The organism is Streptomyces lydicamycinicus, from assembly GCF_000829715.2.
Taxonomy (GTDB): domain Bacteria; phylum Actinomycetota; class Actinomycetes; order Streptomycetales; family Streptomycetaceae; genus Streptomyces; species Streptomyces lydicamycinicus.
In genome coordinates this window covers 549,676-572,785 of sequence record NZ_BBNO01000001.1, presented here as the reverse complement: position 1 = coordinate 572,785, position 23,110 = coordinate 549,676, and the positions used below count along the sequence as shown (strand labels likewise).

The following is a 23,110-nucleotide window of genomic DNA, read 5'->3' as shown; positions in this document are numbered from 1 at the left end:
AGGACGCTATGGCGGTCGGTGGGGGCGGTCAATGAACGGCGGTCGGCATTACCGAACGGCTGATGCCGAGGGGCCATCTCTCGCGGCAGACGCCGACCGCGGGACTACGATTGCCTCATGGCCGGCCCGGTCCAGTCGATCGAACGGGCGGCGGCGATCCTGCGTCTGCTCGCCAGTGGGCCCCGTCGGCTCGGGCTGGGTGAGGTGGCCGCGTCGCTCGGGCTGGCGAAAGGCACCACGCACGGCATTCTGCGCACCCTCCAGAACGTCGACTTCGTCGAGCAGGACGCGGCGACCGGGAAGTACCACCTCGGGGCCGCGCTGCTGCACTTGGGCACCAGCTACCTCGACGTCAACGAGCTGCGGTCGCGCTCCATCAACTGGGCCGACGCACTGGCCGCCCGTAGCGGGGAGGCGGTCCGGCTGGGCGCACCCCTGGAGGGCAGGGTGCTCATCGTCCACCACGTCTTCCGCCCCGACGACACCCTCCAGACCCTGGATGTGGGCGCGCTGCTGCCCCTGCACGCCTCCTCGCTCGGCAAGGTGCTGCTGGCCTTCGGCAGCGTGCCACTGGAGCCGGCCGCGGAGGCCGGGCTGGAGGCGTACACCCGGCACACCCTGGTCGACCCCGAGCGCCTCACCCGGGCGCTCACCGAGGTCCGGGAGCTGGGGTGGGCTGCCGAAGTGCAGGAGATGACCATGGGCGAGGCCGGTATCGCCGCGCCGATCCGGGGCCACGGTGGCCTCGTGGTCGGCGCCATCGGCGCCTCCGGCACGGTCGAGCGGATCTGCGACGCCAAAGGGGTCCCGCAGCCGGCCCTGGTCAGCCAGGTCCGGCACGCCGCCCAGGCGATCTCCAGAGATCTGGGGGCCGCCCGCTGGTAGACCCCGACGCCCTCAGGCCCCGCGACGGAAGGCTGATCATGGTTGAGCGGTATGTGATGTCCATCGACCAGGGCACCACCTCCACCCGATGCATCCTGTTCGACCACCAGGGGCGGCTGGTGTCGGTCGCCCAGCGGGAGCACCACCAGCACTTCCCCCGGCCCGGGTGGGTCGAGCACGACGCCGTCGAGATCTGGCACACGCTGCGGCGCGTGGTGCCGCAGGCGCTCTCCGACGCCGATGTCAGCCCCGACGAGGTCGCCGCCATCGGGATCGCCAACCAGCGCGAGACGACCGTGCTGTGGGACCGGCGTACGGGCACCCCGCTGGGCAGGGCAATCGTCTGGCAGGACACCCGTACGGCACCGCTGGTCGAGGACCTCAGGAGCCGGCCCGGTGACGACTTCTTCCTCCGGCGCTGCGGTCTGTCCCCCTCCACGTACTTCTCCGCCCCCCGGATCCGCTGGCTGTTCGACCACGTCGACGGGCTGCGGCAGCGCGCCGAGGACGGCGAGGTGCTGTTCGGCACGATGGAGAGCTGGCTGATCTGGAACCTCACCGGCGGGCCGGCCGGTGGCATGCACCTCACCGACGTCACCAACGCCAGCCGCACCATGCTCATGAACATCAGCACGCTCGACTGGGACCAGGAGCTGCTGGAGTTCTTCGGGGTCCCCCGCCCGATGCTCCCGGAGATCCGCTCCTCGGCCGAGACCTACGGCGTCGCCCGTTCCGTCCTCCCGGGTGTCCGTATCACCGCGGCACTCGGCGACCAGCAGGCGGCGCTGTTCGGACAGACCTGCTTCGCCCCCGGCGAGGCGAAGTGCACCTACGGAACCGGCAGCTTCCTGCTGCTCAACACCGGCACCGACCTCGTACGGTCCCGGCACGGACTGCTCACCACGGTCGCCTACAAGATCGAGGACCAGCCCGCGGTCTACGCACTCGAAGGTCCGATCGCGGTCACCGGTGCGCTGGTCCAGTGGTTCCGCGACCGGCTGGGGCTGATCAGCACCGCCCCCGAGATCGAGACGCTCGCACGCGCCGTCGAGGACAACGGCGGCTGCTACATCGTCCCGGCGTTCTCCGGGCTGTACGCGCCGCACTGGCGCAGCGATGCCCGCGGTGTCATCGTCGGCCTCACCTCGTACATCACCAAGGAGCACCTGGCCCGAGCCGTGCTGGAGGCCACCGGCTGGCAGACCCGGGAGGTGGTCGACGCCATGAACGCCGACTCCTCGCTCGCCCTGAAGGTGCTCAAGGTGGACGGCGGTATGACGTCCGACAACCTCCTCATGCAGTTCCTGGCCGACGTGCTCGACGTGCCCGTGGTGCGCCCCATGGCCGTCGAGACGGTCTCCCTGGGCGCCGCGTACGCCGCAGGACTCGCCGCCGGCTACTGGCCCGACCTGGAGGTCCTGCGCCGCAACTGGCACCGGGCCGCTCAGTGGCTGCCGGACATGGACCCCCAGCGGCGGCGGTCGGAGTACGAGAACTGGAAGCGGGCGGTCGAGCGCGCGCTCGGCTGGATCCGGCAGCCGGACCCGCCCTGACGGCTCGTCACCGGAGAGCTGCGCCACACTGCGTGGCTCCCCGGGCACAGCGGGCCGATGTCCCTGTTCCGTAAGGAGGCGAGGCGTTCCACGACGCCCTTGCGGCGGCTCTGATGGGACGCATGAAATCGCGTCTCTCTCCTCCGGTGTTCAAGGGCGGACTCCATGACGCCCGCACGGCGACCTCGATCGGCCGCTGGCTGGGGCCGGCGTTCGCCGTGTGCTTCCTCACCGGACTGGTCAGCCACTTCATGCAGCATCCGCCGGACTGGCCGGCCAACCACCTCCCGAGCCGCCCGTCGTGGGGATACCGGCTCACCCAGGGCCTGCACGTCGCCTCCGGCATCGCGGCCGTCCCCCTGCTGTTGGCCAAGCTGTGGACCGTGTATCCACGGCTGTTCGAACGCCCGCCACTGCGGTCGGTCAAGCACGCGCTGGAGCGGCTGTCGATCGCCGTGCTGGTGGCAGGGGCCGTCTTCGAGCTGACGACGGGACTGCTGAACACGGCCCAGTGGTACCCCTGGCCGTTCTCGTTCGTGCCGGTGCACTACGCCGTGGCGTGGCTGGTCGTCGGGGCGATGGTGCTGCACCTCGCGGTCAAGGCCCCGGAGATCCGGGCACACTGGAGCCGGCGGTCCCCCGGGACGCTCGCCCTGCCCGTGCAGGACGGACCCGACCGGCGATCCCTGCTGGCCGCGGTGGGCGCCGCGGCCGGGGCCGTCACGCTGACCACCGTGGGCCAGTCCTTCACCCCGCTGAAGGACCTCATCCTGTTCGCACCGCGCCACCCGGACCAGGGCCCACAGTCCTTGCCCGTCAACCGGACGGCTGCCGCAGCCGGCGTCGGCCGGATCGTCGACGAGGAGTACCGCCTGGTGGTGGACGGTCCGCGGCGGTACTCCCTGACGCTGGACGAGCTGCGCGCTCTCCCGCAGCACGAGGTGGAGCTGCCGATCGCCTGTGTGGAGGGCTGGAGCAAGTCGGCGCACTGGACGGGTGTGCGGATCGTGGACCTGCTGGAACGGGCGGGCTCGCCGCCACACGCACGGGTGCGGGTGACGTCGTTGCAGCTGCGCGGCGGCTACCGGGTGTCAGAGATGGGGCACGAGCACGCCCGCGACCCATTGACCTTGCTCGCCCTGCGCCTGAACGGGGCGGAACTCGCCCCGGACCACGGCTACCCGGCGCGGCTCATCGCCCCCAACCGTCCCGGAGTGCTCCAGACCAAGTGGGTCGGCCGACTGGAGGTCCTGGCATGAAGGCGCTGCGTGCCCTGGCGGGCGTGGCCGGACTGGCGCTCATGGGCGTCGGGGCGTCCTTGCTGGTGAACGTCCGTGAATTGACCGGCGTGCTGGTCTGGTTGGGCGGAGCGGTGGTGCTGCACGACGGGTTGCTCGCGCCGCTGGTGCTGCTGGTGGGGATGGCGCTGGTGCGCGGTGGTGTGCGCGGCCCGGTTCGTGGCGCCCTGACGGTCGCGGGCACGTTGACCGTGGTGGCTCTGCCGGTTCTGCTCCGCCCGGGGCCGAGGGCCAACTCCTCGGTGCTGCCGCTGAATTACTGGGGCAACTGGCTGCTCGCGATGGTGGCCGTGGCCACGGTGACGGCACTCGTCGTGGCCGCTCGGCGTTTCACCCGCGGAACGACAACGAGGCCGGCCCCGAAGGGGGCCGACCCCGAATGACCTGCATGGTCGCCGGATCGCTACATCGATGCCGCGGCGGGCGTCAGACGTTGAAGCGAAACGTCGGAGGCTGCGCTGTGACCTGCAGTGATCGCCCGATTCCGCGCGCGATCCAGCGTCGATCCAGCAACCGGGGCGACCCACCACCAGCACCGTTCGGAACTGGCCCCGCACCGTCCCCGCCTCATCAGGACGGGTTGGTCCGGGACGCGGAGCGGTCTGCATCACGGTCCGGCAGCGGGCGAGGGCTGAGCGAACGGCTACAGCGGCGGTGGCAAAGGCCGACCCGGGAGGAAACCCGGCTTTCCTCCGGCTATCGTCGTGACTCCGTGTACTTGTCGATCTCTTCCTGGGCTGCCGCCACGTTCCCTTGCTCGAAGGCCAGTCGACCGGCCGGTGCCGCCAATTCCACCCGCAGCACGCGAGGGTCACCGTTCGCCGCAAACAAAGCGCAGTCGACTCGCGGTGTCGCCGGCTCGGCACTGGCACTGGCTTCGTCGATCCTGGCCTGTGGCGCTGCCAACGTGATGTCCAGTTCGAGTGCCTCGAAGCCTGCCGCCTGCAAGCGGGCACGCAGCTCCGTGATCACGCGCAGCGTGACGTCCTCCAAGGCGCCATCCCGCAGCGGGTATTCCAGATCAAGCGGCTCCCTACCGAACCCAGTCTTCTCCCGCACATGCAGCCGGAGTATGTCCGTTCTCAGTACCGAGTGGCGATCCAGGATGAAGACCAGGACCATGGCCGTCTTCACAGCGTCGGCAACGGTGTCTTCCTCTCCCATGGGGGGCAGCAGCCATTCCCGCTTCTCCTCTGCCACACGTTCCGGCCGCTGCCCCTGGAGCAGAGCGGTGATGCCCTCCGCCGGTGAAGCACCGAGGAGCCATGAGCCACCGTGATCGACGGAGAAGAGACGAGCCTGCTCGTCGACGGCGAGCAGAGCATCGGAGTCGGTGCGGCCGAAGGGAAACAGTTCGACGCCCAGCGCCTCACTCAACCCGGCAAGCGTGCTGTGGGTGTACCGGCCGAGACGGGGATCCACTGTGCATCCCGTGGCGGCCACCTGCAGCCCGAGCACCGTGGGCCGGAAAGTCAATCCGTGAAACTCGCGAACGCTCTGTTCTGCGGCCGGAAAGAGCACCCATCGCCCAGGGCCGGACCGCGCGACCGTGCTTACGGTCTCCAATATCGCGAGCATCCCGTCGTTGCCGGTATCCCTACCGGGTTGCATCCTGCGGTGTGAAGCACGCACCTGTCATCAGTCACGGCCCATGATCCTCACGCCGAGTTCGTCAAGCAGCGCGGCGCAAGAACGGCAGGGCAGCGTCGGTTGCCCATGCTCTGGAACACCGGGCTCACGGATGAGCCGCGAGAGGATCACGGCATTCGTGAAGTGCGGTGCTGCGGCTTAGGGACCTGCGAGCGGCTCGGCAAGTCCTTCCAACTTCGCCCGCAACCGGCGGATCTCCACCTCAGCCGTCATCAAGCCCAGTGCGATGCTGTCCGCCTGGTCCCGAGTCAGTGAGCGACCTCCCGGCTTCGCCTGCACGGCCAGAGACGCGGCAAGCTCCTGACATCTCCCGACGTCGTGGACAAGCCTCCCCACCTGCTGTTCCAGGTTCACTGCCAGATCGGGTGCCGGGTCAGTCGCAGGGACACTTTCAAGGCTCTGCGGCTGAACCTCATCCGGCGCCGGACGGGTCGGTACGATTTCCGGAGACCGAACAGGCCCGCTCTTCGCTGCAGGTGCCGGCCGCTCCTCGCCGGGCACCGTAGCGCCGTTGCCGACCGCCAGCCGAACGGACTGCACGGTTGGCCGCGGCGCAGCGGAGTTGGCCCGTGGTTTCGGCACCCCACGCCCGCGAGTTCCCGCCTCTTTGGGGAACTCCCGGTTAAACCAAGCCCGGTTCATCGGTTCCAGCAAGGGTTCGCCAGTCGCCGAGACCTTCCGCGGGCGACGGTCCCCCTCGTCCATCGCGGCTGCCAGTTCCCGCAGGACACCCACCGCCTTGCGGCGGTTTTTCCGCATGGCCATCAGGTTGTTCTTGACTGTCCGCCGGACGCGGTCCGCCTTGGTTCCGTCGTCGTCGGTCTTCTGCCCGGTCAGCGATCCCCGGTCCGCGTCGATGATGTCGAAGGCCGCGAGCCAATGTGCCGCCCGGAAGGAGATGAGTTCCTCGAATGCCTCGTCATCAGTGTCCGCCTGGGCAAGCAGCTCTGGCAACCGCCGGTCCGAGGGATTGAGACCGTCCCGGACATCGCCGAGCTGGAAAACCTCCGCGATCCGCGGGTTCCAGGGGCTTGGAAAGCTCTCCGAGGTCATGGCCGACCAGACCCGCGCCCGCCGGTTGGCCTCCGGAGCACTCAGCTGGGACGGCGGCGCCTCGCTGAGTGCCCGTCGGATCAGCAACCGCTTGCGCCGCTCCACCGGAAACAGCTCCCGGAGAAGCATCATCGAACGGATATCCCGCAGCTCCGACACCGTCGCACCCGTCGGCAGCCCTGGCAACCCCGCAATAGGCACGCCTCCTGACAGAACCTCCGCGACCCTTTCGTCGAGCACTCCCTCCGCTGCGTACATTCCGAGCACGCTGCGACCGAGCGCCCGTCCTCGGTCGTTCGGGGTGAACTCCAGCGGCATATGAACGTGGTCACGCCGATTGCTCATCTGTGCGATGCGGTAGAGCCTGCGCGGTACCGAGGTGCCCACGACCAGGTGGGACTCCACTACCGCGAGCCTGGCAGCCTGCACGGCACGGGAGTCGTCGTCAGGATCTGCGGGGCTCGTGGCGGCGGAGAGCGATGCGTACTCCTCGTTCAGCAGGTCGGAGAGGCGCCTGAGCCAGTCGTTCGGATCAAAGACGACGTCTTCCCCGCTCCCTCCGATCTTCTTGACCGGGACACCCGCGACCACATCGGCGGACGAGATCCGGAAAATGTCGTGGCGCCGCTGCGTCCGGTTGTTGCCTCGGACCGCCATCCACTGCCAGTGTTCGGCCGGATGCAGCGGACGTCCGTCCCCAGTCTGTAGCGGTGCTTCCTTGATGAGGATGTGCTGCGCGACGTAGAGGCCCGGCTCCAATTGCCCGTTAAGGATCAAGTCCTGCCTGAGATCGTAGGCACGGTGGCCTTCCCGTTCGCGCAGCCCCGACGCAGCCTTCTCCAGATTCGCGACCAGTGACTCGCGGTTCTCGGCCACGCTCTCCACGGCCGCAAACTCCTGAGTCGAGCCGCCAGCGACCTGCTGGACGTAGGGACGTACTGCGGATAGCGAGCTCTCGTCCTCCCGAACCGGTGCCGGATTGGCGGGAGAGTGCCACAACGAGCTGATCCGCTCGTTGTGTTCCCAGACACTTCCCCCAACGCCGTGCATCCGTACCACCGCGATCAGCATTTCCCCTGCATCGGTGTGGAGCAGCCGCAGGACATCCGGCCGCCACATCCGCATCCCGACCTGATCTCGCTCGGTCAGCATGGACTCCGGATCAACCACGAACGGGGCAAAACTGAGCAACGCCTCACGCGGAGCGTTCACACCTGGCGTGTTCAGCCCCGCTTCCACCCATTCGTGCTGCATTTCCAAGGAGGCAGGGCGGGGAAACGGCCCCGCCTGAGCATTCTCAACCACTGCTTCTCCCCACCATGTCGTCCGGGCTGGCCAGGACCACTGCCGGACGAGATCGACCGCAACCTTGACAGCCTTCGCTTTCCAAGCCGATCCATCTTTTCGGACCGGTCCGTCGAGTCGATGCTTGCGCATGACGTTGGAAATGCGAAGCCGGTGCCATGAACTGAACGAAGGAGACCAATTGTCGCCGAGTACTGATCATCTAACGCGAGAAATTGCCTAACTAAGATGATGTCCGCGGACTTGGAAGCACAACGCCGGACTCTTGCGCTACAACTTAGAAATCCCAACGCGGTTCCGACGCGCCAAGTAGCCGATTCGATAAGGAAACTCCGCTGTGACTTCCTCTCCGAGCCCACCCCGACCCGCCGACACGACAGGCGGCACGTGGTTCCCATGGCTGCTGGTCATGCTGCTGTTCTCACTACTGGTCGCGGTGTGCACCGGCTTCCTCAAGCGCCTCAGTGGGAGCACGCCGGTGGACGCCCTGCTCGCGGGCGGCGCCGCCTTCGGCGGGACCGCTCTGCTCTGCCTGGCATCGTGCCGACTATCCAACAGCTGCGGCGCCGCCAGTAGAACGAGCTGTTCAGGGCTGACCCGACCAGTACTAACCAGAAGGCTGCTCGGCTGTCGAGCAGGCCGAGCAGCATTCTTGATGGGACGTCAGGCGTCGAAGTGGAATGTCTGTGGCCCGATCCTGACCTGCGGCTGAGCCCCGTCCGAGCCCCTGGCCAGGCATTTCACCGTTTGGTTGTGTTGGCCTCCGACGGCCGCCTACCAGCCTCCTGCGGGCTGACGGGCCTCCACTGGCCTGGAGATACGTCGCACGGGGCCAGCAGGTCGATGAGACCGCGTGGGTGAGCCACCGCTATCCCTGTCCTTGCTGCGGGCATGTCGTCCTGGACGAGATGCCTGGCTCTTACGCCATCTGCCCCGTCTGCTTCTGGGAGGACGACGCCATCCAGTTCCGGTGGCCCACCATGAATGGCGGAGCGAACAAGGTCTCCCTCATCAAGGCCCAGCGCAACTACCAGGACTTCGGCACCTGCGACCAGCACGGCCGACGGTTCGTCCGACCCCCGACAGCGGACGAACCGCTCGATCCGGACTGGTGCCCGATCGACCTCGCGCGGGATTCCTTCGAGGTCTGGGGAACGGAGGACTGGGCCCCGTGGCCGTCGGACCCCTCCGTCCTCTGCTGGGGGCTGCCCACCTTCTGGCGCCGCGACCAGCCGGTGTCATGAGCTCCCGCATCAAGGGACTCGTCGAGCAGCTCGACGGAGAAGCCGGCGAGTCCTACGACGCCCGGGCGGAGCTGATCTGGATCGGCGCCGACGCCATACCCGCCATGGTCGACGGGCTGCCTTTCCTCGGCGGCTTCGGTCAGCTGACCGCCATCGGAGGTCTTCGAGGGGGTGGGCGATCCCCGCTGTGGCTCTGCCGTCATCGGCCTGCTGGACAGCGACGACCCGACCGTCCGGGAATGGGCGGCCATGGCCCTGGCGAGCCCCCGCTGCGGATGACGCCCCCGGCTGGCCCTCCGCCCAGTTCACCGAGATCATCAACGACCTGGCCGACCACGCCCAGGTGATCCTCTACTCCCAATTTTGGCGGGTGGACGCCGGCCCGCACGTACGGCATCTCCGGCACCGCCCTGGACTGGGAACTCGGCTGGACCGCGCCCTGGGAGCACCTGCGACAACATCTTCGTCGCCCCCACCTGATCGAGCGCTACGTCACGAGGAGAAACTCGGACCACCCGCGTTACCTCGAACTGAACCCAACCGGCACCGGGCCCAACGCCTGCTCCAGGGCCTGCCGGCAGCGCTCCCACGCGACGGGCACCAAGTGCCCGTAGATGTCGACCGTCGTCTTGATCGACGTGTGCCCGAGCCACCGGGAGACCTCGTGGACGGGAACCCCGTGCGCCAGCGCAGTGGAGGCAAAGAAGTGGCGCAGGGTATGCGGGGTGTACTGGGGAGCCCGGTCCCGACCGAGGAGACCGGCCGCCCGCACCGCCCGCCGGAAGTCCGGGCCGTAGGTGGTCACCGTCGGCATGGTGCCCGCCGCCGCTCCACGCCGGGCGAAGAGCACATTCCGGCAGCCCACTGGGGTGGCGCCCCAGCGCCGTAGGTGCGCGTCGATCTCCTGCCCCAGGAAGGCGGCCAGCGGGACGTCGCGGTACGCGCCGGGGGTGCGGTGTTTGAGGGGGCCGAAGCGCTCCGGGCAGTCGGCGCGGTGCGCGGTGCGGCTCACCTGCTCCCGTACCCGGAGGGCCCCGGAGCGACGGCACTGGGTGGCGAAGGCGAGGGCCTCGCTGACCCGCAGGCCCGCGCCGGCCTGCAGGTAGACCGACAGCCGGTAGTACGGCTCGATGTGCCGGGCGATGAGGTCGACCTCTTCCCGGGTCGGGATAGCGTCCTCGTCGACCGCGCCGGAGCCCACCCGTGGGAGTTTGGCACCGTCCACCGGGCTGTGGGGGATGCGCCGTTCGTCCACCGCGGTCTGGAACAGGTTGCGAACCAACGTCATGCGGTCGTGCACCGTGCTCGCTGAAAGCTTGGTGCTGACAGCGGCGACGAACCGGTCGATGTCCGCCCGCTCCACGCCGGCGAGCGTCTTGCGACCCAGCTGCGGCAGGAGGTGGAGACGCAGGAAGCTGTCGTAGTTGCGGTGGGTGCTCTCCCCGACGAGCCGGCGCTCCAGCCAATCCGTGGCATATGCGCGGACGGTGACGGCGCCGCGCTTGGGGTCCAGGAAGAGTCCTTGGTTCTTGAGGTGCTCGACCCGCGCGGCGAACTGCCGGGCCTGGGTCTTCATCGGGAAGCTCACCTCGCGCTGACGACCCGTCTGTCCCCCCGGCTCCCGGTACCGGACCGTCCACGGGTGCCCGCAGCGCGGCTTCTCACACGGATAGAGCTTGCTGCGCTTGTCGGTCCTGCACCGCTGGAACACCGAGGCCATACGCCTGTATCGGCAGTGGCCGGCCCGGGCCTGAAGTACGGGGTGGATGCCTCGGCGCCCTTGCGGGCGATGCGGTGACGGATTCCGCGCTTGCGGAGCCATCGGCGCAGGTGGTCGTAGTCGTAGCCCTTGTCGGCATGGAGCTTGGCCGGCCGCCGGCGGCGCGGCCCGCGCCGGGAGCGGGTGGGCGGGCCTCCCGCACGAGCGGTTCCAGCCCGAGGCTGTCATGCATGTACCTGGTCACGCAGCCAACCCCCGAGCGAAACAGCCCTTATGGGTCTTGGCCAAGGGTGCCTCTACGCCATCCATGCCCGGAGCGAGCGCCGTACGGCGCTTGGGCCGCCGAACTACTGGCTGGTGATGTCCTGGAGGGCTGGCCGAAGGCCGACGCCCACTTGACGCGACAGACGGGCCACCAGCCTGCCCCCCCCCACCAACCACAGAATGTGAAACGGTCCGTCGACTCCGTCGGCAGACCGTCACGAAAGATCGAGGCCTAAGTGTGTTCTCCCGCGCGATACCGAGCACCTCTCGCAGACTTCGAGACGGTGTGGTCCCGACCACACCCGTGTGCCCTACCTCGGATAGCACTTCGTGCACGGAGTTGGGTCGCGAAGTGAAGATCTCGTTGGCCGAGCGTGACACGATTAGGTGGTGTGCCGTCGGCGGCACGTGCAGGTCGACGAGGTGCGGCGCGGAGTCGACCGCACGGTGCGGGAAGAGGGTATGGCGACTCATCTGGTGATCATCAGCGACCGTGAACCACTGGCATGGGTATTGAGGACCCAGCGGATGGCCTTCCCGGCTGGCCGGGCCGCGAGCGGGCTGCCCACCGAGGGCGACCAGGCACTTCTCTACACGACGCGTGGCTGCTACCGGAATCCCACGCGTGACCGCGGCCGGGTCATGGGGCTGGCCGTCGTCACGTCGCCCGTCGAGACGCTACCGGAACCGGTGGTCTTCGGCGAGCGCCGGTTCAGCTCGGGCTGTGCCCTGCGTGTCGACGGGCTGGCGCCGGTGCGCGAGGGTGTAGTGCTCGCCGACCTGGTGCCGCGGCTGAAGGTCTTCCCGGACGCGCGCTCCTGGAGCGTACGCATGCGGCGGGCCTCGCTCCCCCTTCCGCCCGCGGACGCGGAACTCCTGACCCGTGAACTCCGCCCGCTGCTCGGGCCGCGATCAGAACGCATCGCCGACTACACACGGGGGACCGAATGGCATGACGGAACCTGACCAGAACCGGCCGATCACGACTTCGCTTCCGTACACTGATCGACACGCTGTGTGCGTGGTCGGCGGGCCACGGTCGTCCCGGGAACCGCACGGGCTCCCGAGCCGTTCCTCTGCCGCCGGCCGGATGTGATCCAAGGACGAGGGGCGGGGGACGCGGAGCGGCATGCAGGCGTTGGACATGGAGAAGGACCCGGCTGTGCTGGGCCCGTTCGAGCTGCTCGCCGTGCTCGGCCAGGGAGGCATGGGCAGGACCTATCTGGCGCGGAGGCTGCGGCTGGCGGACCTCCCGCCGGAGCTGGAAACGGCGTATCACCTGACGGACATCGACCAACGGCAGGACGGCAGCCCCGTACTCGCCGCCGTCAAGGTGATCAAGCCGGACAAGCTGACGGACGGCAGCGAGCACTCGGAGCAGCAGGCGCGTGCCCGCTTCGGGCAGGAGATAGAGACGATGCGGACCGTCGTCAGCTCGCGGGTGCCGTCCCTCCTCGCGTCGGACGCTGACGCCGCCCAGCCGTGGTTGGCCATGGACTATGTCCACGGCCCGACCCTCCACCAGCTCGTGTACGCCTGCGGCCCTCTGGAAGCGGGCCCGTACGCGGCGCTCGGCCTCGCCCTCGTCGAGGCCCTGCGCGCCATCCACGAGGTGAAGCTGCTGCACCGGGACCTCAAGCCGGGCAACATCGCGATCGGCCCGGACGGCCCTGTGGTGCTCGACTTCGGCTTGGCGGTGCTGACCGAGCGCGACAGCGCCGAAGCACTGACGAAGACAGGGACGGGGTTCGGGACCCCGGCCTACATGTCCCTGGAGCAGGCGACCGACGCCAAGCACGTCCAAGAGCCGACCGACATCTACTCCCTCGGTGCGGTGCTCTATTTCGTCGCGACGAGGCGGACGGCTTTCCCCCATGGTCCGATTCCCGTCGAGCCCAGCTGGGAGCGGGTGCCCTCCCCCTTCGTGCCGCTGCTCTCCAGGATGCTGGTGCACGTCGCGGTCCAGCGACCGCTGCTCGACGACGTCGAGCAGGGCCTAGTGCAATTGCTCGCCCAGCACGGCCTTACCCCTCAGGACGCGGCCGGACAGCTCCAGGCCCTAGTCGACGCGTCCGGACTCGTCCCGGTCCTGCCCGCCGGTGCGCTCGCCGACGAGCCCGTCCCCGAGGTGCAGCTGGCCGCCCAGCGGGCCGTTGACGAGGGCGACCGCCCGGACGCTCCGTGGGCGTCCGCCGACGACCTCTTCGCCGAGTTCCTGGCCGGGGAGGACGCGGCGGAGGAGCTCCCGGCGGTGGCCGAGGACGCCGACACCCCCGACCCCGCCGCTCCCGCCGAGTACGTACCGACCGTCGTGGACCAGGAGGCGCGGCAGACACCGGGGACCGGGACATTCGCCGACGACCCCGCCAAGGTCACCAGCTACCGTCTGGCCCCGCCGAATCCCGCGCCGGACCCGGTGCCGGCGGAGCCTGTGGCCTCCGGCCCGCCTCCGGCCGCGCTCAGAGCGGCGGAGTCCCTGCGGCGCGCGTACGCGCACAGCGGACGTCTGTGAGCCCGGGGTCCACCGGGAACATCGGGAGCCGGTGCTCTCGTCGGCGACGGCTCGGCCACGCGACATCCGCCGCGTGCGGCGCGTGACGACGCCAGACCTTCCCCTTGTATCTCGTCCCGCACCGCCGTGACCGATTCCGGGGTGCCCGCACGGTCAGAGGGCAGCGAACGGTAAAAAGGAACACTCACACCGAGACCGCACCCACAACCCGAGCGTCATGCTGTGCGGCCTCCGTCGAAAGGAACATCTGCCATGTCCGAGACCGGCTCCGGTCTTCCCTCCGGTGTGCCCCCGGCCGGGACCCTGATCGAGGTCCGGGACGAGGAGTGGCTGGTACGCAACAGCGGTGAGCTGCGGACGGGCGAGTTCGCGATCGACGCGATCGGCGCGTCCGAGCTGGTCCGTGGGCACACCGCGCGGTTCCTCACCGCACTCGACGGCATGCCGCGGATCCTGCGGCCGGAGGACACCAGGCTGGTGGCGGACGAGTCCGACGGATACCGGGTCAGCCGGCTCTTCCTCGAAGCCGTACGGCGCAGGCTGCCGCTTCCGCAGAGCGAGCAGGGCCTCGCGCTGACCGAGGGCTTCCTGCTGGACCGGCTGGACTACCAATTGCGGCCCGCGGTGAAGGCCCTGGCCAACCGCTTCCAGCCGCGGCTGCTGATCGGCGACGTCGTGGGCCTGGGCAAGACCCTGGAGATCGGGATCTTGCTGGGTGAGCTGATCCGGCGCGGTCGTGGTGAGCGCATCTTGGTGGTGACGCCGGCCCCCGTCCTGGAGCAGTTCCAGCATGAGATGTGGACCCGGTTCTCCCTGCCGCTGGTCCGGCTGGACAGTGTGGGCATCTCGCGGATCGAGCGGAAGATCCCGGTGGGGCGCAACCCGTTCACCTACTACAAGCGCGTCATCGTGTCGATGGACACCCTTAAGAACCAGAAGCGCTACGGGCCGTGGCTGCGGGACGTCGAGTGGGACGCCGTGGTCATCGACGAGTCGCACAACCTCCTCAACCGGGGAAGCGACCGCCGGGAACTCGCCGAGGTCCTAGCTCACAAGACCGACGCGTTGGTGCTGGCCAGCGCCACCCCGCACAACGGCGAGATGCGCGCCTTCACCGGCCTGGTCCGGCTCCTGGACCCGATGGCGGTGAGAGACGCCGCCCGTCCCCGGGCCGAGGAACTGCACCATCTGATGGTGCGGCGTACCAAGGTGAGCGACGAGGTCGCCCGTGTGCTGGAGGACAAGTGGGCCCCGCGCGGTGAGTCGCGCCCCCTGCAGGTCAGGGCGAGCGAGCTGGAGGAGGAGGTGTTCGCCGAGCTGGCGGAGGTCTGGCTGGCCAACCCCGAGCGGGGCCGGCCCGGCGCCAGGGGCGACGAGCACCTGTTCCCGTACGTGCTGCTGAAGTCGTTCCTCTCCTCGCACCGGGCGCTGTTCGCGACGGCCCGCGAGAAGCTGGCCAAACTGGGGCACGCGCTTCCCGAGGGCCACAAGGAGGTGACGGACCCCTCTCCCGCGGGTCCGACGGAGTCCCCGGCGCGCGAAGTGGCCTCCCTGCTGCGCCTCACGGAGCTGGCCCGGCGGATCGAGCGGGCAGCGGCGGACGGTACGAACGCCACCGCCAAGCTCACCGGACTCGTCGCCGAACTGCGGGACCACGTCAAGGTGGGGCCGGGCCGCGCGGCCCGTGCCGTCGTGTTCTCCGAGCGCCGCGAGACCCTCAACTGGCTCGGCACCGTGCTGCCGCCGCTGCTGGGCTGGACGGACCCGAAGGACGGCGAGGCGGCCGTCAAGGTGATGCACAGCGGGGTCTCCGACACGGTCCAGATGGGCTACGTCGACGAGTTCGCCCGCGCGGGCGGGGACATCCGCGTGCTGCTTACCGGTGACGGCGCCTCCGAGGGTGTCAACCTGCACCGCCAGTGTCACCACCTGGTCCACTGGGACCTGCCGTGGAGCCTGATCCGGGTCGAGCAGCGCAACGGCCGTATCGACCGCTACGGCCAGACCCGGCCGCCCGAATTCCGTGCCCTGCTGCTCACCAGCGATGTCGAGGGGGCGCTCGATGACCGGACCGTCGCGGAGAAGGTTTTGGCCCGCGAGGCCAAGGTGCACGAGGTGCTGGGCGCGGTGGAGGCCGTCACCCAGGAGAACGACGGGGCCCGCGAAGAGCGCAGGGTCATGGAGGCACTCCTGGGCCGGGCCACCTCCGAGGAGGCCGTGGCGGACCTGGAGGCGGTCCCCGTGGAGGCGTTCGAGGCGGGTGAGGGTGACGGGGCACCGGGTACGGACGCCGCCGCGCCGCCAGTCGAGCGGCTGACGATGAGCGAGTTCGGCACCGGGCCCGCGCCCGTCGGCGCTCCGGCCCACGTCGCGGCGGTGGTAGACGGTACGCGGGACGGGAACACCTTCGGCGCCGCTTCCGACCTGGACCTCGACATCGACCTGGACGACTTCGGGGACTTCGCCCCGACGACGGCCGGGGACGGGACCGACGACGGCGGTGCGGATACCGGTACGGGTACGGGCTCGCCGCAGGCCCCCGCCTCGGACATCCCCACAGTGGAGGAGCTGCGCTTCTTCTCCGCCTCCCCGGAGCGCAACCGGCAGGAGTTCGTCCTGGCCGGTCTCGCCGAGCTGCCGGACCTCGGCGGGCTGCGGGCGGGACTCACCGTCACGGGCACCGACCTGAGCTTCGAGCCGCCGCGGGACCTGGCCGACCGCTTCGACGTCCTGCCGCCCGGATACGTCCGTGAGCAGGGCATCACCCGCCGGATCAACCTCACCTTCAGCCGGGAGGACGCCGCCGACTCCCTCCGGCGTGCCCGGGAGGACGCCGGTTCGACGTCGCTGTGGCCGGACGCGCACTATGTGGGCGAGTTGCACCCGGTGGTGGAGTGGATCACCGACAAGGTGCTGGTGGAGTACGGTCGTCAGCGGGCCCTGGTGCTCCAGGTGGGGCCGGAGAAGGCGCCGGACCCGGTGTTCCTGACGCAGGGAGTGTGGTCCAACGCGGAGGGCCGCCCCACCGCCGTGGCCTGGCTGGCGATCGACCGGCTCGGCACCTCCGCGCCCCGCACCCGTGAGCTGACCCCGGCCCTGCTCGCCGCGCTCGGGGTGGGCCCGGACATGCCGGACCACTGGACCCCGTCCGACCCGGCGGCGACGCTCCAGCCGCTGGTGCCGCTCGCCGTCGAGGAGACCCGGAGGGAGATGAAGCGGGTCAGGGAGGTGGCGGAGGAGCGGGTGGACTCCCCGCTGCGTGACCTCGAACGCGGGATCGGCGAATGGCGGCAGCAGACGCTGCCGGGCTTCGAGGGCGGCAAGCCCAAACAGCAGGAGGCGGCGGATCGGCTGGCTCGAATCGCCGCCCGGCTGCGAACCACCGGCGAGCCCATGGTCCGCGTGCTGGCCGTCCTGGAGGCCGGCTCATGACCGGGTCCGTCACCCGCCGCGCCCCTTGGCGCCGGACGGGCGGCCTGGCACGCCGGGCCGCCTCCCGGCGCATCGGCGGCCTCACGTCCGGCGGACCCCTCTCCCCCGTCCTGGCGGTGCCGGCCCCGCCACTGTCCTCCCCCGGTCCGAGCAGCGAGCAGGAGCCGCAGGCATGACGTTCGACTCCCTGATCAACGAGAGCGAGTACTTCCCCTCGTTCTACCTGGACGACATCCTGCCCAAGGAGCTCGCGAGCGGTCCGCTGAAGGAGTGGGCGGCGCTGGAGCGGCAGGGTGTGACCACGCCCCGGCAGGCGCTGCGCGACCTGAGCCGCCCGTACATGGACGTACGGGCCGTGCTCGGTCCGGAGGCCGACAAGTACAACCGGCTGCCGTACGCGCCCGCCATGGCGGCGCAGCTCGCGGCGACCGAGGTGCTGAGATCGGTCGGCGCCGACGGCGAGCCCCCGGCCTTCCAGCCCGCCGGGCCCCGCCCAGACGAGCCGGACGAGACGGTGGAGGACGAGTGGCGCACGGCCCTGGACGGCTGGCACCGTCGGCTGCTGTCCGCCCTGGGGTTCAGTCCCTCCCCCGGTCACTTCACCGTCCGCACCCCGACCGGCCCCGTCGCCGCCCCCGTCGCCCACCACGAGCCCGGGATCGTCGTCCTGACCGGCGGGTTCGCGGAGGATCTGGACACCACCCGGGGCGACGGCACCGCGAACTTGCTGCCGGCGCCAGTGCGGGTGTCCACGTCGAAGACCCTCACCACCGTCCGCGAGCTGGCGTCCTGGCTGCTGAACGCGGAGAACGCGCCCCGGTACGCGCTGCTCCTCTTCGGCGGCGTGGTGATCCTCGCCGACCGGCACGCCTTCTCCCGGGGCCGGTATCTGGCGGTGAACCTGGACACAGCGCTGCCCCGCAAGGCCGCCAAGGGCGCGCGGGCGAACGAGATCGACCTGATCGCGGCGGTCTTCTCGGCCGACTCGCTGCGCCCCGGCGAGGATGGCTCGGACGACGGCATCGCCCGCCTGGTCACCGCCTCCCGGGACCACTCGGTGGGCGTCACTGCCGAACTCCGCGTAGGGCTGCAGAAGTCCGTGCAGCTCATCGCCAACGAGGTCCTGACGCGGGCCCGCGGCGAGCACGGCGTGCACCCCGAGGACCTGCCCGAGTGGCTGCCCGACGTGCTGCGGGAGCCGGGCGACCTGCCGCGCCTGCTCACCGAGGAGTCGCTGCGCTACCTGTACCGGATCCTGTTCCTGCTGTACGCGGAGGCCCGGCCGGAGCTGAACATCCTGCCACTGAAGTCCGAGGCGTACGAGTCCGGTTACAGCGTGGCCCGGCTGCGCGAGCTGGTCGTGCCGGAGAAGCTGGGCAGCGCCTCCCGTCGGGGCCACCACTTCCACGAGTCCCTGGCCCTGCTGTTCGACCGGGTGTACCACGGGCATCCGCTGGCCGGGACTGTCACCGACCGCGCCTCGGCCTCCGTCCTCGCGGAGGAGGCGCCGACGCTCGCCGAGGACGACGGCCGCGACAATGTCCGCATCGAGGCCCTGCGCTCACGCCTGTTCGACCCCGAGTCGATAAAGCTGGTCGGCCGGTGCGTCCCCTACCCGGACCGGGTGCGCCCCGACGGCTCGCCCGCTCCGGAGAAGCAGCTGGACCTGCGCCTGCGCAACGAGGTGCTCCACCAGGTGTTGCGCCATCTGACCCTGGTAGAGGGCAAGGGCAAGGGACGCGGCGGCTTCATCAGCTACGCGAACCTGAGCATCAACCACCTCGGCGCGGTGTACGAGGGCCTGATGTCGTACTCGGGTTTACTCGCCACCGAGCCCCTGTACGAGGTCGCCAAGGGCGGCGACCCCGAGGGCGGGAGCTGGCTGATCAACCGCGCGCAGGTGCGCTCCGGTCTGTACCCGGACACGCCCGGCGACAGCGTCTTCGTCAAGACCGAGGGCATCGACCCGGAGACCGGCGTGCCCAAGTCGGTGGTGCACCCGGTGGGTTCGTACGTCTACCGGCTGGCCGGCCGCGAGCGGCAGACCAGCGCCTCCTACTACACCCCGGAGTCCCTCACCCAGGCCACGGTGGAGCAGACCCTGCGCTTCCGGCTCGACGACGAGGGCCGCGTCGACCCCCGCGAGCCGGAGAAGTCCCAGGTCAAGGCCGCGGAGGTGCTGCGCTGGCGGGTGTGTGAACCGGCCCTGGGGTCGGGCGCGTTCCTCAACGAGGCCGTGAATCAGCTGGCCGAGCTGTACCTGAAGCTGGCCCAGCATGAGCGGGGCGAGCAGATCGATCCGGAGGAGTATCCGCGCGAGCTGCAGAAGGCGAAGGCGTACATCGCCCTGCACAACGCCTACGGCGTCGACCTGAACGGTACGGCGGTGGAGCTGGCGGAGATCTCGCTGTGGCTGAACACCATGTACCCCGGCATGCGGGCTCCCTGGTACGGGCTGCACCTGCACCGGGGCAACTCGCTCGTCGGCGCGTCCCGGAAGGTGTACCCGGGGAAGGGGCTGAGCGAAGGAGGCTGGCTGAAGGCCGGTGACCAGCAGAAGCCGCGTGTGCTGCCGTTCCCCGAGAAGCTGCCGGGGCGGGCGGTGCACCAGTTCCTGCTGCCGTCACTGGGCTGGGGCTCTGTCGCCGAGTCCGTGTCAGTGCGCAAACCGAAGAAGGGCGCGGCCGAGCAGCCTCCGGTGAGCGTGGTGGCCGGGGCCGTCGCCGACTGGCTGGAGCCGGAGCGGATCGAGGCGCTGAAGCGGTGGCGGTCGCGGATCCGGCGGGCGCCGGAGGGCTCGAAGACGTCGAAGCGGGCGGGTACGGCGACTACCGCCGCACCGGTCGTGCGGGCGACTCCGCAGGAACGGGCCGCGAAGTCGAAGGCACGGTCCGGGCAGGGGGCGTTCGACCTGGGGCTGGAGATCTGGGAGCAGCCGGGGCTGGACTTCGGCGGTTCGGACGCCGACTCGGGCGGTTCCAGAGCATCGGGTGCCACGGCCTCCTCGACCACATCCGTGCCATCGGCGCGGGCGGCGCGAGCCCAGGTGTCCGCCCGGACCTCCCCCACCGGCGGTGAGGACGACGAGAGGGCGGGCGGGCGGTCCCAGACCGGGCGGCTGATGGCCCTGGCCGAGCGGGTGGAGTACCTGTGGGGCCTGGTCCGGCTTCGCCTGGAGCTGTCCGAGCGGGAGATCTCGCGGCACGTGCCCGTGTGGGGCACGAACGCACCGTCCGGTGGGACGAGCGGGCCGGTCGTGGACCGCACGGCGGTGCTCCAGGCCCTGCACGCGGAGGGCAGCCCTTACTGGCGGCTGCGGCAACTCATGGACGCCTGGTGCGCGCTGTGGTTCTGGCCGCTGGAGGAGGTCGCCCTGCTGGACGGCACGGCGCCGGACTACTTCCGCGACGGCCGGGACCTGAAGAAGGTCGCCCGGGGCGGCCAGGACCGCCGGGTGGCCCTGCGGTCGCTGGACGACTGGATCGAGTTCGCGGAGGCCCTCGTCGGCCGCGTCGACGCCGACTCGGAGGCGGAGGCCAAGGCCAAGGGGACGACCTCGCTGTTCGAGATGCCGAAGGTGACCGGCCTGCGGGACCTGGACGCCTTCGAGCAGGACCTCGACGAGCGGATGACCCGGCTGTCGGCCTGGGTGTCCTTCCTCGACCTGGGCAACCTGTTCCCGTGGCACGGGACGGCCGCGCAGATCGCCAAGGACCGGGGGTTCTTCCACTGGGAGCTGGACTTCGCCCACGTGTTCACGGAGGGCGGGTTCGACCTGATGGTGGGGAACCCACCATGGGTCAAGCAGGAGTGGAAGGAGGGCGAGGTTCTCGCCGAGTTCGAGCCGTGGTTTGAGCTGGCGGATAAACCGAGCAACGAGGCGTGGGCCGAGCGGAAAGCGGCGGTGCTGGAGCGGGGGGACGCGCGGTCGGCGTTTCTGGGGGAGCTGGCGGGGGCAGCGGGGACGACCGCGTTCCTGGCCTCGTTGGACAGCTATCCGGAGCTGGTCGGCACGCAGCCGGATGTGTATCGGGGGTTCATGCTGCTTTCGTGGAGGGCGACGGGAGAGAGAGGGTCCGTGGGGCTCATTCACCCGTCCACCCATCTGACGGGAGCCAAGGAAGGCGCGTTGCGGCGCGCCGCCTACCAGCACCTGCGCCTGCACGCCGATTTCGCGAACGAGCTCTACCTCTTCGCCAAGCCGGTCGACCACAGCACGCATTTCAGCGTGAACGTCTACGGCAGGAAGCGTGCCATCGGTTTTCAGCACCTGAGCTGGCTGGTTCACCCGCTGGTGCTCTCCGAATCACTGCGCCATGACGGTAAGGGGAGCACTCCCGGGATCAAGCACGAAGGCACCTGGGACAAGAGGCCACACCTGAGTCGTGTTGTGACCGTGAACAAGGCGACGCTCACCGACTGGCAGAAGCTGACAGGCGACGAAGAGGCTCCTTTCGAGGAGGCCAAGCTGCTGTTTCCCGTGACCGTGTCAGAGGAGTCGGCCATCTCGGCACTGGCGAGGTGGCCACACCGGCTCGGAGCGCTCCGGCCGCGTATCAGCCCAGGCTTCCACGAGAAGAACGACCGTACGGCGGGCTACTTCACTTGGGATTCCGGTCCGGCGGAGACATGGGAGGACGTGATCCTCCAGGGGCCGTTGTTCGGCATCGCGACACCATTCGCGAAACGGCCGGTGGAGGGTGCGCGGACTTCGCTTCAGATGGAGCCCTGGGATGCTGCGGGGCTTGCGGAAGGTGAGGTGCCGCGTACCAATTACCGTCGGACCACGTCGAAGTCACGGTTCATCAAGGCGCAGGAACGTTGGGTTGATCATGAGCGGCTTGCTCAGCTCCTCGACTCCCCGGCCGCTGTGCACGCGGCCGAGGACGAGGTGCTGGCCAGTCAGCCCGACCTGGCCGAGGACTCGGAAGCGTGTGCTCAAGCCGTAAAGTGCCTTCTGGAATCGGTGGCGGAGCGGCCGTACTCCGAGTACTTCCGCGTGGCCTGGCGGGAGATGATCGCCTCTAACACGGAGCGCAGTCTTTTCGCCAGCCTGATCCCCCCAGGCGTCACCCATGTTCACGCGGTGCGTAGTTGCGCCTTGCCGCGGCCCGAGGAAACAGTTCTCACGGCAGGGTTCCTGGCGTCACTTCCCGCCGACTACGCCCTGAGAGCCTCGGGACGCGGCCACCTCGACATCTCGGACGCCAAGGTGATGCCCGCTCCCATTCCTGACCACCCCCTCGCCCCAGCCCTCCTCCTCCGCACCCTGCGCCTCAACGCCCAGACAAACGCCTACGCGCGGCTGTGGACCAAGCTGTACGAGGCGTCCTGGACGAAGGACGACTGGGCGGCGAAGGACGAGTGGCCGTCCGGCCGACCGAGCCTCTCGATGGGCGTCGGGCCCGACTGGACGCGTGGCACCCCCCTCCGCTCCGAGTTCGACCGGCGTGCCGCCCTGGTCGAGATCGACGCCCTTGTCGCCGTGTGGCTAGGCATCAGCGCGGACGAGTTGGTTGCCATGTACCGGGCCCGGTTCCCCGTGCTTCAGCAGTACGAGGAGAACATGTGGTTCGACGCCACGGGGCGGCGGATCGCCAAGGCGCATCAGCAGCACGGCTACGGTCAGCCCAAGGAGGCGTGGAAGCAGCTCAGTTCGCATAAGGACTTCCCCTTCAAGGGCAAGGTGCCCGAAGGGTACGAAGGGCCGTTGTACGAGGCGAACCGAGTGAAGGAGATGCGGGCCGCACACGCGGAGTTCACGCGGCGGATGTGTGCCGTCGGTTGGCAGCCCGGCGACACGGAGCCTTCAGGCAACGCCGAGGAGTAGGGCCCGGCCACGCGCACATGAGCCCTGCCGCCCAGGGCAGGGCTCATGCCGTACAGCGAGTCAGACGCTCCGGTCGGTGACGGTCAGGGCGACCAGTCCGGCCCACGCCTGCGGGGAGACGGGCACCATGGCGTCCACCGGACGCTTCGAGTCCCGTACGTGGACGGTTCTGGACGACACCGGGCGCGGGCTGGCGATCGTGGCCGCGCTCGCCGCCCGCTCGGGCTGGCGGCCCCGGGACGGTGGCGCGCCGGGGAAGACCGTGTGGGCGGAGTACACGGCACCGGTCCCCTCCTGACGGCGGCCGCCGCCCGCGCAGGCGTCCCACCAGTCCGTTCCGGCTGATTCGGTCCTCACTGTCAGC

General features: G+C 69.7%; 14 protein-coding genes and 1 pseudogene. 10 read left to right on the top strand and 5 right to left on the bottom strand.

Annotated features, from left to right (window positions below; all coding sequences use genetic code 11):
- Window positions 1-117 precede the first annotated feature (117 nt).
- The 4 genes from TU31_RS02455 to TU31_RS02440 all read left to right on the top strand — a co-directional run bounded on the left by TU31_RS02455 (window position 118) and on the right by TU31_RS02440 (window position 4,119).
- Window positions 118-885: an IclR family transcriptional regulator gene (locus TU31_RS02455; protein ID WP_042148131.1), complete on the top strand. Its 768-nt coding sequence runs from the start codon at window positions 118-120 to the stop codon at window positions 883-885.
- Window positions 886-923: 38 nt separating this feature from the next.
- The gene (gene glpK / locus TU31_RS02450) at window positions 924-2,438 is read left to right on the top strand and encodes a glycerol kinase GlpK (protein WP_042148127.1); all 1,515 of its coding nucleotides are present in this window, start codon (window positions 924-926) and stop codon (window positions 2,436-2,438) included.
- A gap of 122 nt (window positions 2,439-2,560) precedes the next feature.
- Complete coding sequence (locus TU31_RS02445; protein WP_245698383.1) at window positions 2,561-3,697, top strand: molybdopterin-dependent oxidoreductase; 1,137 nt, start codon at window positions 2,561-2,563, stop codon at window positions 3,695-3,697.
- The gene (locus TU31_RS02440) at window positions 3,694-4,119 is read left to right on the top strand and encodes a hypothetical protein (RefSeq protein ID WP_042148123.1); all 426 of its coding nucleotides are present in this window, start codon (window positions 3,694-3,696) and stop codon (window positions 4,117-4,119) included. The genes TU31_RS02445 and TU31_RS02440 overlap by 4 nt, the downstream gene beginning before the upstream one ends.
- A gap of 313 nt (window positions 4,120-4,432) precedes the next feature.
- Here TU31_RS02440 and TU31_RS35775 read toward each other — a convergent pair whose 3' ends face one another.
- On the bottom strand, window positions 4,433-5,347 hold the full coding sequence (locus TU31_RS35775) for an SUKH-3 domain-containing protein (RefSeq protein ID WP_078885515.1): 915 nt from the start codon (window positions 5,345-5,347) through the stop codon (window positions 4,433-4,435).
- A 177-nt stretch (window positions 5,348-5,524) separates the two neighbouring features.
- On the bottom strand, window positions 5,525-7,693 hold the full coding sequence (locus TU31_RS02430) for a hypothetical protein (RefSeq protein ID WP_042149854.1): 2,169 nt from the start codon (window positions 7,691-7,693) through the stop codon (window positions 5,525-5,527).
- Window positions 7,694-8,601: 908 nt separating this feature from the next.
- On the opposite strand from TU31_RS02430, the gene TU31_RS02425 reads away from it, so the two are divergent.
- Window positions 8,602-8,988 (top strand): CPCC family cysteine-rich protein, encoded by a 387-nt coding sequence (locus TU31_RS02425; protein WP_042148120.1) that lies wholly within the window; start codon window positions 8,602-8,604, stop codon window positions 8,986-8,988.
- 520 nt (window positions 8,989-9,508) lie between these two features.
- Here the strand turns inward: TU31_RS02425 and TU31_RS36405 are convergent.
- Entirely contained in the window at window positions 9,509-10,564 is a 1,056-nt protein-coding gene (locus TU31_RS36405; protein ID WP_245698380.1) for a tyrosine-type recombinase/integrase, read from the bottom strand.
- 188 nt (window positions 10,565-10,752) lie between these two features.
- A pseudogene (locus TU31_RS40530) lies at window positions 10,753-10,937 on the bottom strand (IS5/IS1182 family transposase); the annotation flags it as partial.
- A gap of 497 nt (window positions 10,938-11,434) precedes the next feature.
- Here TU31_RS40530 and TU31_RS02415 point away from each other — a divergent pair.
- The 5 genes from TU31_RS02415 (at window position 11,435) to TU31_RS35770 (ending at window position 22,746) form a co-directional block, all read left to right on the top strand.
- Window positions 11,435-11,938 carry a hypothetical protein gene (locus tag TU31_RS02415; protein WP_042149848.1) on the top strand — a complete coding sequence of 168 codons (504 nt, stop codon included), beginning with the start codon at window positions 11,435-11,437 and terminating at the stop codon, window positions 11,936-11,938.
- A gap of 163 nt (window positions 11,939-12,101) precedes the next feature.
- Window positions 12,102-13,484: a serine/threonine protein kinase gene (locus tag TU31_RS02410; protein ID WP_042148117.1), complete on the top strand. Its 1,383-nt coding sequence runs from the start codon at window positions 12,102-12,104 to the stop codon at window positions 13,482-13,484.
- A gap of 252 nt (window positions 13,485-13,736) precedes the next feature.
- Window positions 13,737-16,916 carry an SNF2-related protein gene (locus tag TU31_RS02405; protein WP_042148113.1) on the top strand — a complete coding sequence of 1,060 codons (3,180 nt, stop codon included), beginning with the start codon at window positions 13,737-13,739 and terminating at the stop codon, window positions 16,914-16,916.
- The gene (locus TU31_RS02400; protein WP_042148109.1) at window positions 16,913-17,092 is read left to right on the top strand and encodes a hypothetical protein; all 180 of its coding nucleotides are present in this window, start codon (window positions 16,913-16,915) and stop codon (window positions 17,090-17,092) included. The genes TU31_RS02405 and TU31_RS02400 overlap by 4 nt, the downstream gene beginning before the upstream one ends.
- Window positions 17,089-22,746 (top strand): Eco57I restriction-modification methylase domain-containing protein, encoded by a 5,658-nt coding sequence (locus TU31_RS35770; RefSeq protein ID WP_052718805.1) that lies wholly within the window; start codon window positions 17,089-17,091, stop codon window positions 22,744-22,746. Before TU31_RS02400 ends, TU31_RS35770 begins: the two co-directional genes overlap by 4 nt.
- 60 nt (window positions 22,747-22,806) lie before the next feature.
- On the opposite strand, the gene TU31_RS40420 is transcribed toward TU31_RS35770, so the two are convergent.
- Window positions 22,807-23,103, bottom strand: a complete 297-nt coding sequence (locus TU31_RS40420; RefSeq protein WP_158894230.1) for a DUF397 domain-containing protein — start codon at window positions 23,101-23,103, stop codon at window positions 22,807-22,809.
- Between the last annotated feature and the right edge of the window lie 7 nt (window positions 23,104-23,110).

Excerpts from the sequence above, each read along its gene's own strand:
- TU31_RS02455 (WP_042148131.1), top strand. The coding sequence starts at position 118 with ATGGCCGGCCCGGTCCAGTCGATCGAACGGGCGGCGGCGATCCTGCGT.
- glpK (WP_042148127.1), top strand. The coding sequence starts at position 924 with ATGGTTGAGCGGTATGTGATGTCCATCGACCAGGGCACCACCTCCACC.
- TU31_RS02445 (WP_245698383.1), top strand. The coding sequence starts at position 2,561 with ATGAAATCGCGTCTCTCTCCTCCGGTGTTCAAGGGCGGACTCCATGAC.
- TU31_RS02440 (WP_042148123.1), top strand. The coding sequence starts at position 3,694 with ATGAAGGCGCTGCGTGCCCTGGCGGGCGTGGCCGGACTGGCGCTCATG.
- TU31_RS35775 (WP_078885515.1), bottom strand. The coding sequence starts at position 5,347 with ATGCAACCCGGTAGGGATACCGGCAACGACGGGATGCTCGCGATATTG.
- TU31_RS02430 (WP_042149854.1), bottom strand. The coding sequence starts at position 7,693 with ATGCAGCACGAATGGGTGGAAGCGGGGCTGAACACGCCAGGTGTGAAC.
- TU31_RS36405 (WP_245698380.1), bottom strand. The coding sequence starts at position 10,564 with ATGAAGACCCAGGCCCGGCAGTTCGCCGCGCGGGTCGAGCACCTCAAG.
- TU31_RS02415 (WP_042149848.1), top strand. The coding sequence starts at position 11,435 with ATGGCGACTCATCTGGTGATCATCAGCGACCGTGAACCACTGGCATGG.
- TU31_RS02410 (WP_042148117.1), top strand. The coding sequence starts at position 12,102 with ATGCAGGCGTTGGACATGGAGAAGGACCCGGCTGTGCTGGGCCCGTTC.
- TU31_RS02405 (WP_042148113.1), top strand. The coding sequence starts at position 13,737 with ATGTCCGAGACCGGCTCCGGTCTTCCCTCCGGTGTGCCCCCGGCCGGG.
- TU31_RS02400 (WP_042148109.1), top strand. The coding sequence starts at position 16,913 with ATGACCGGGTCCGTCACCCGCCGCGCCCCTTGGCGCCGGACGGGCGGC.
- TU31_RS35770 (WP_052718805.1), top strand. The coding sequence starts at position 17,089 with ATGACGTTCGACTCCCTGATCAACGAGAGCGAGTACTTCCCCTCGTTC.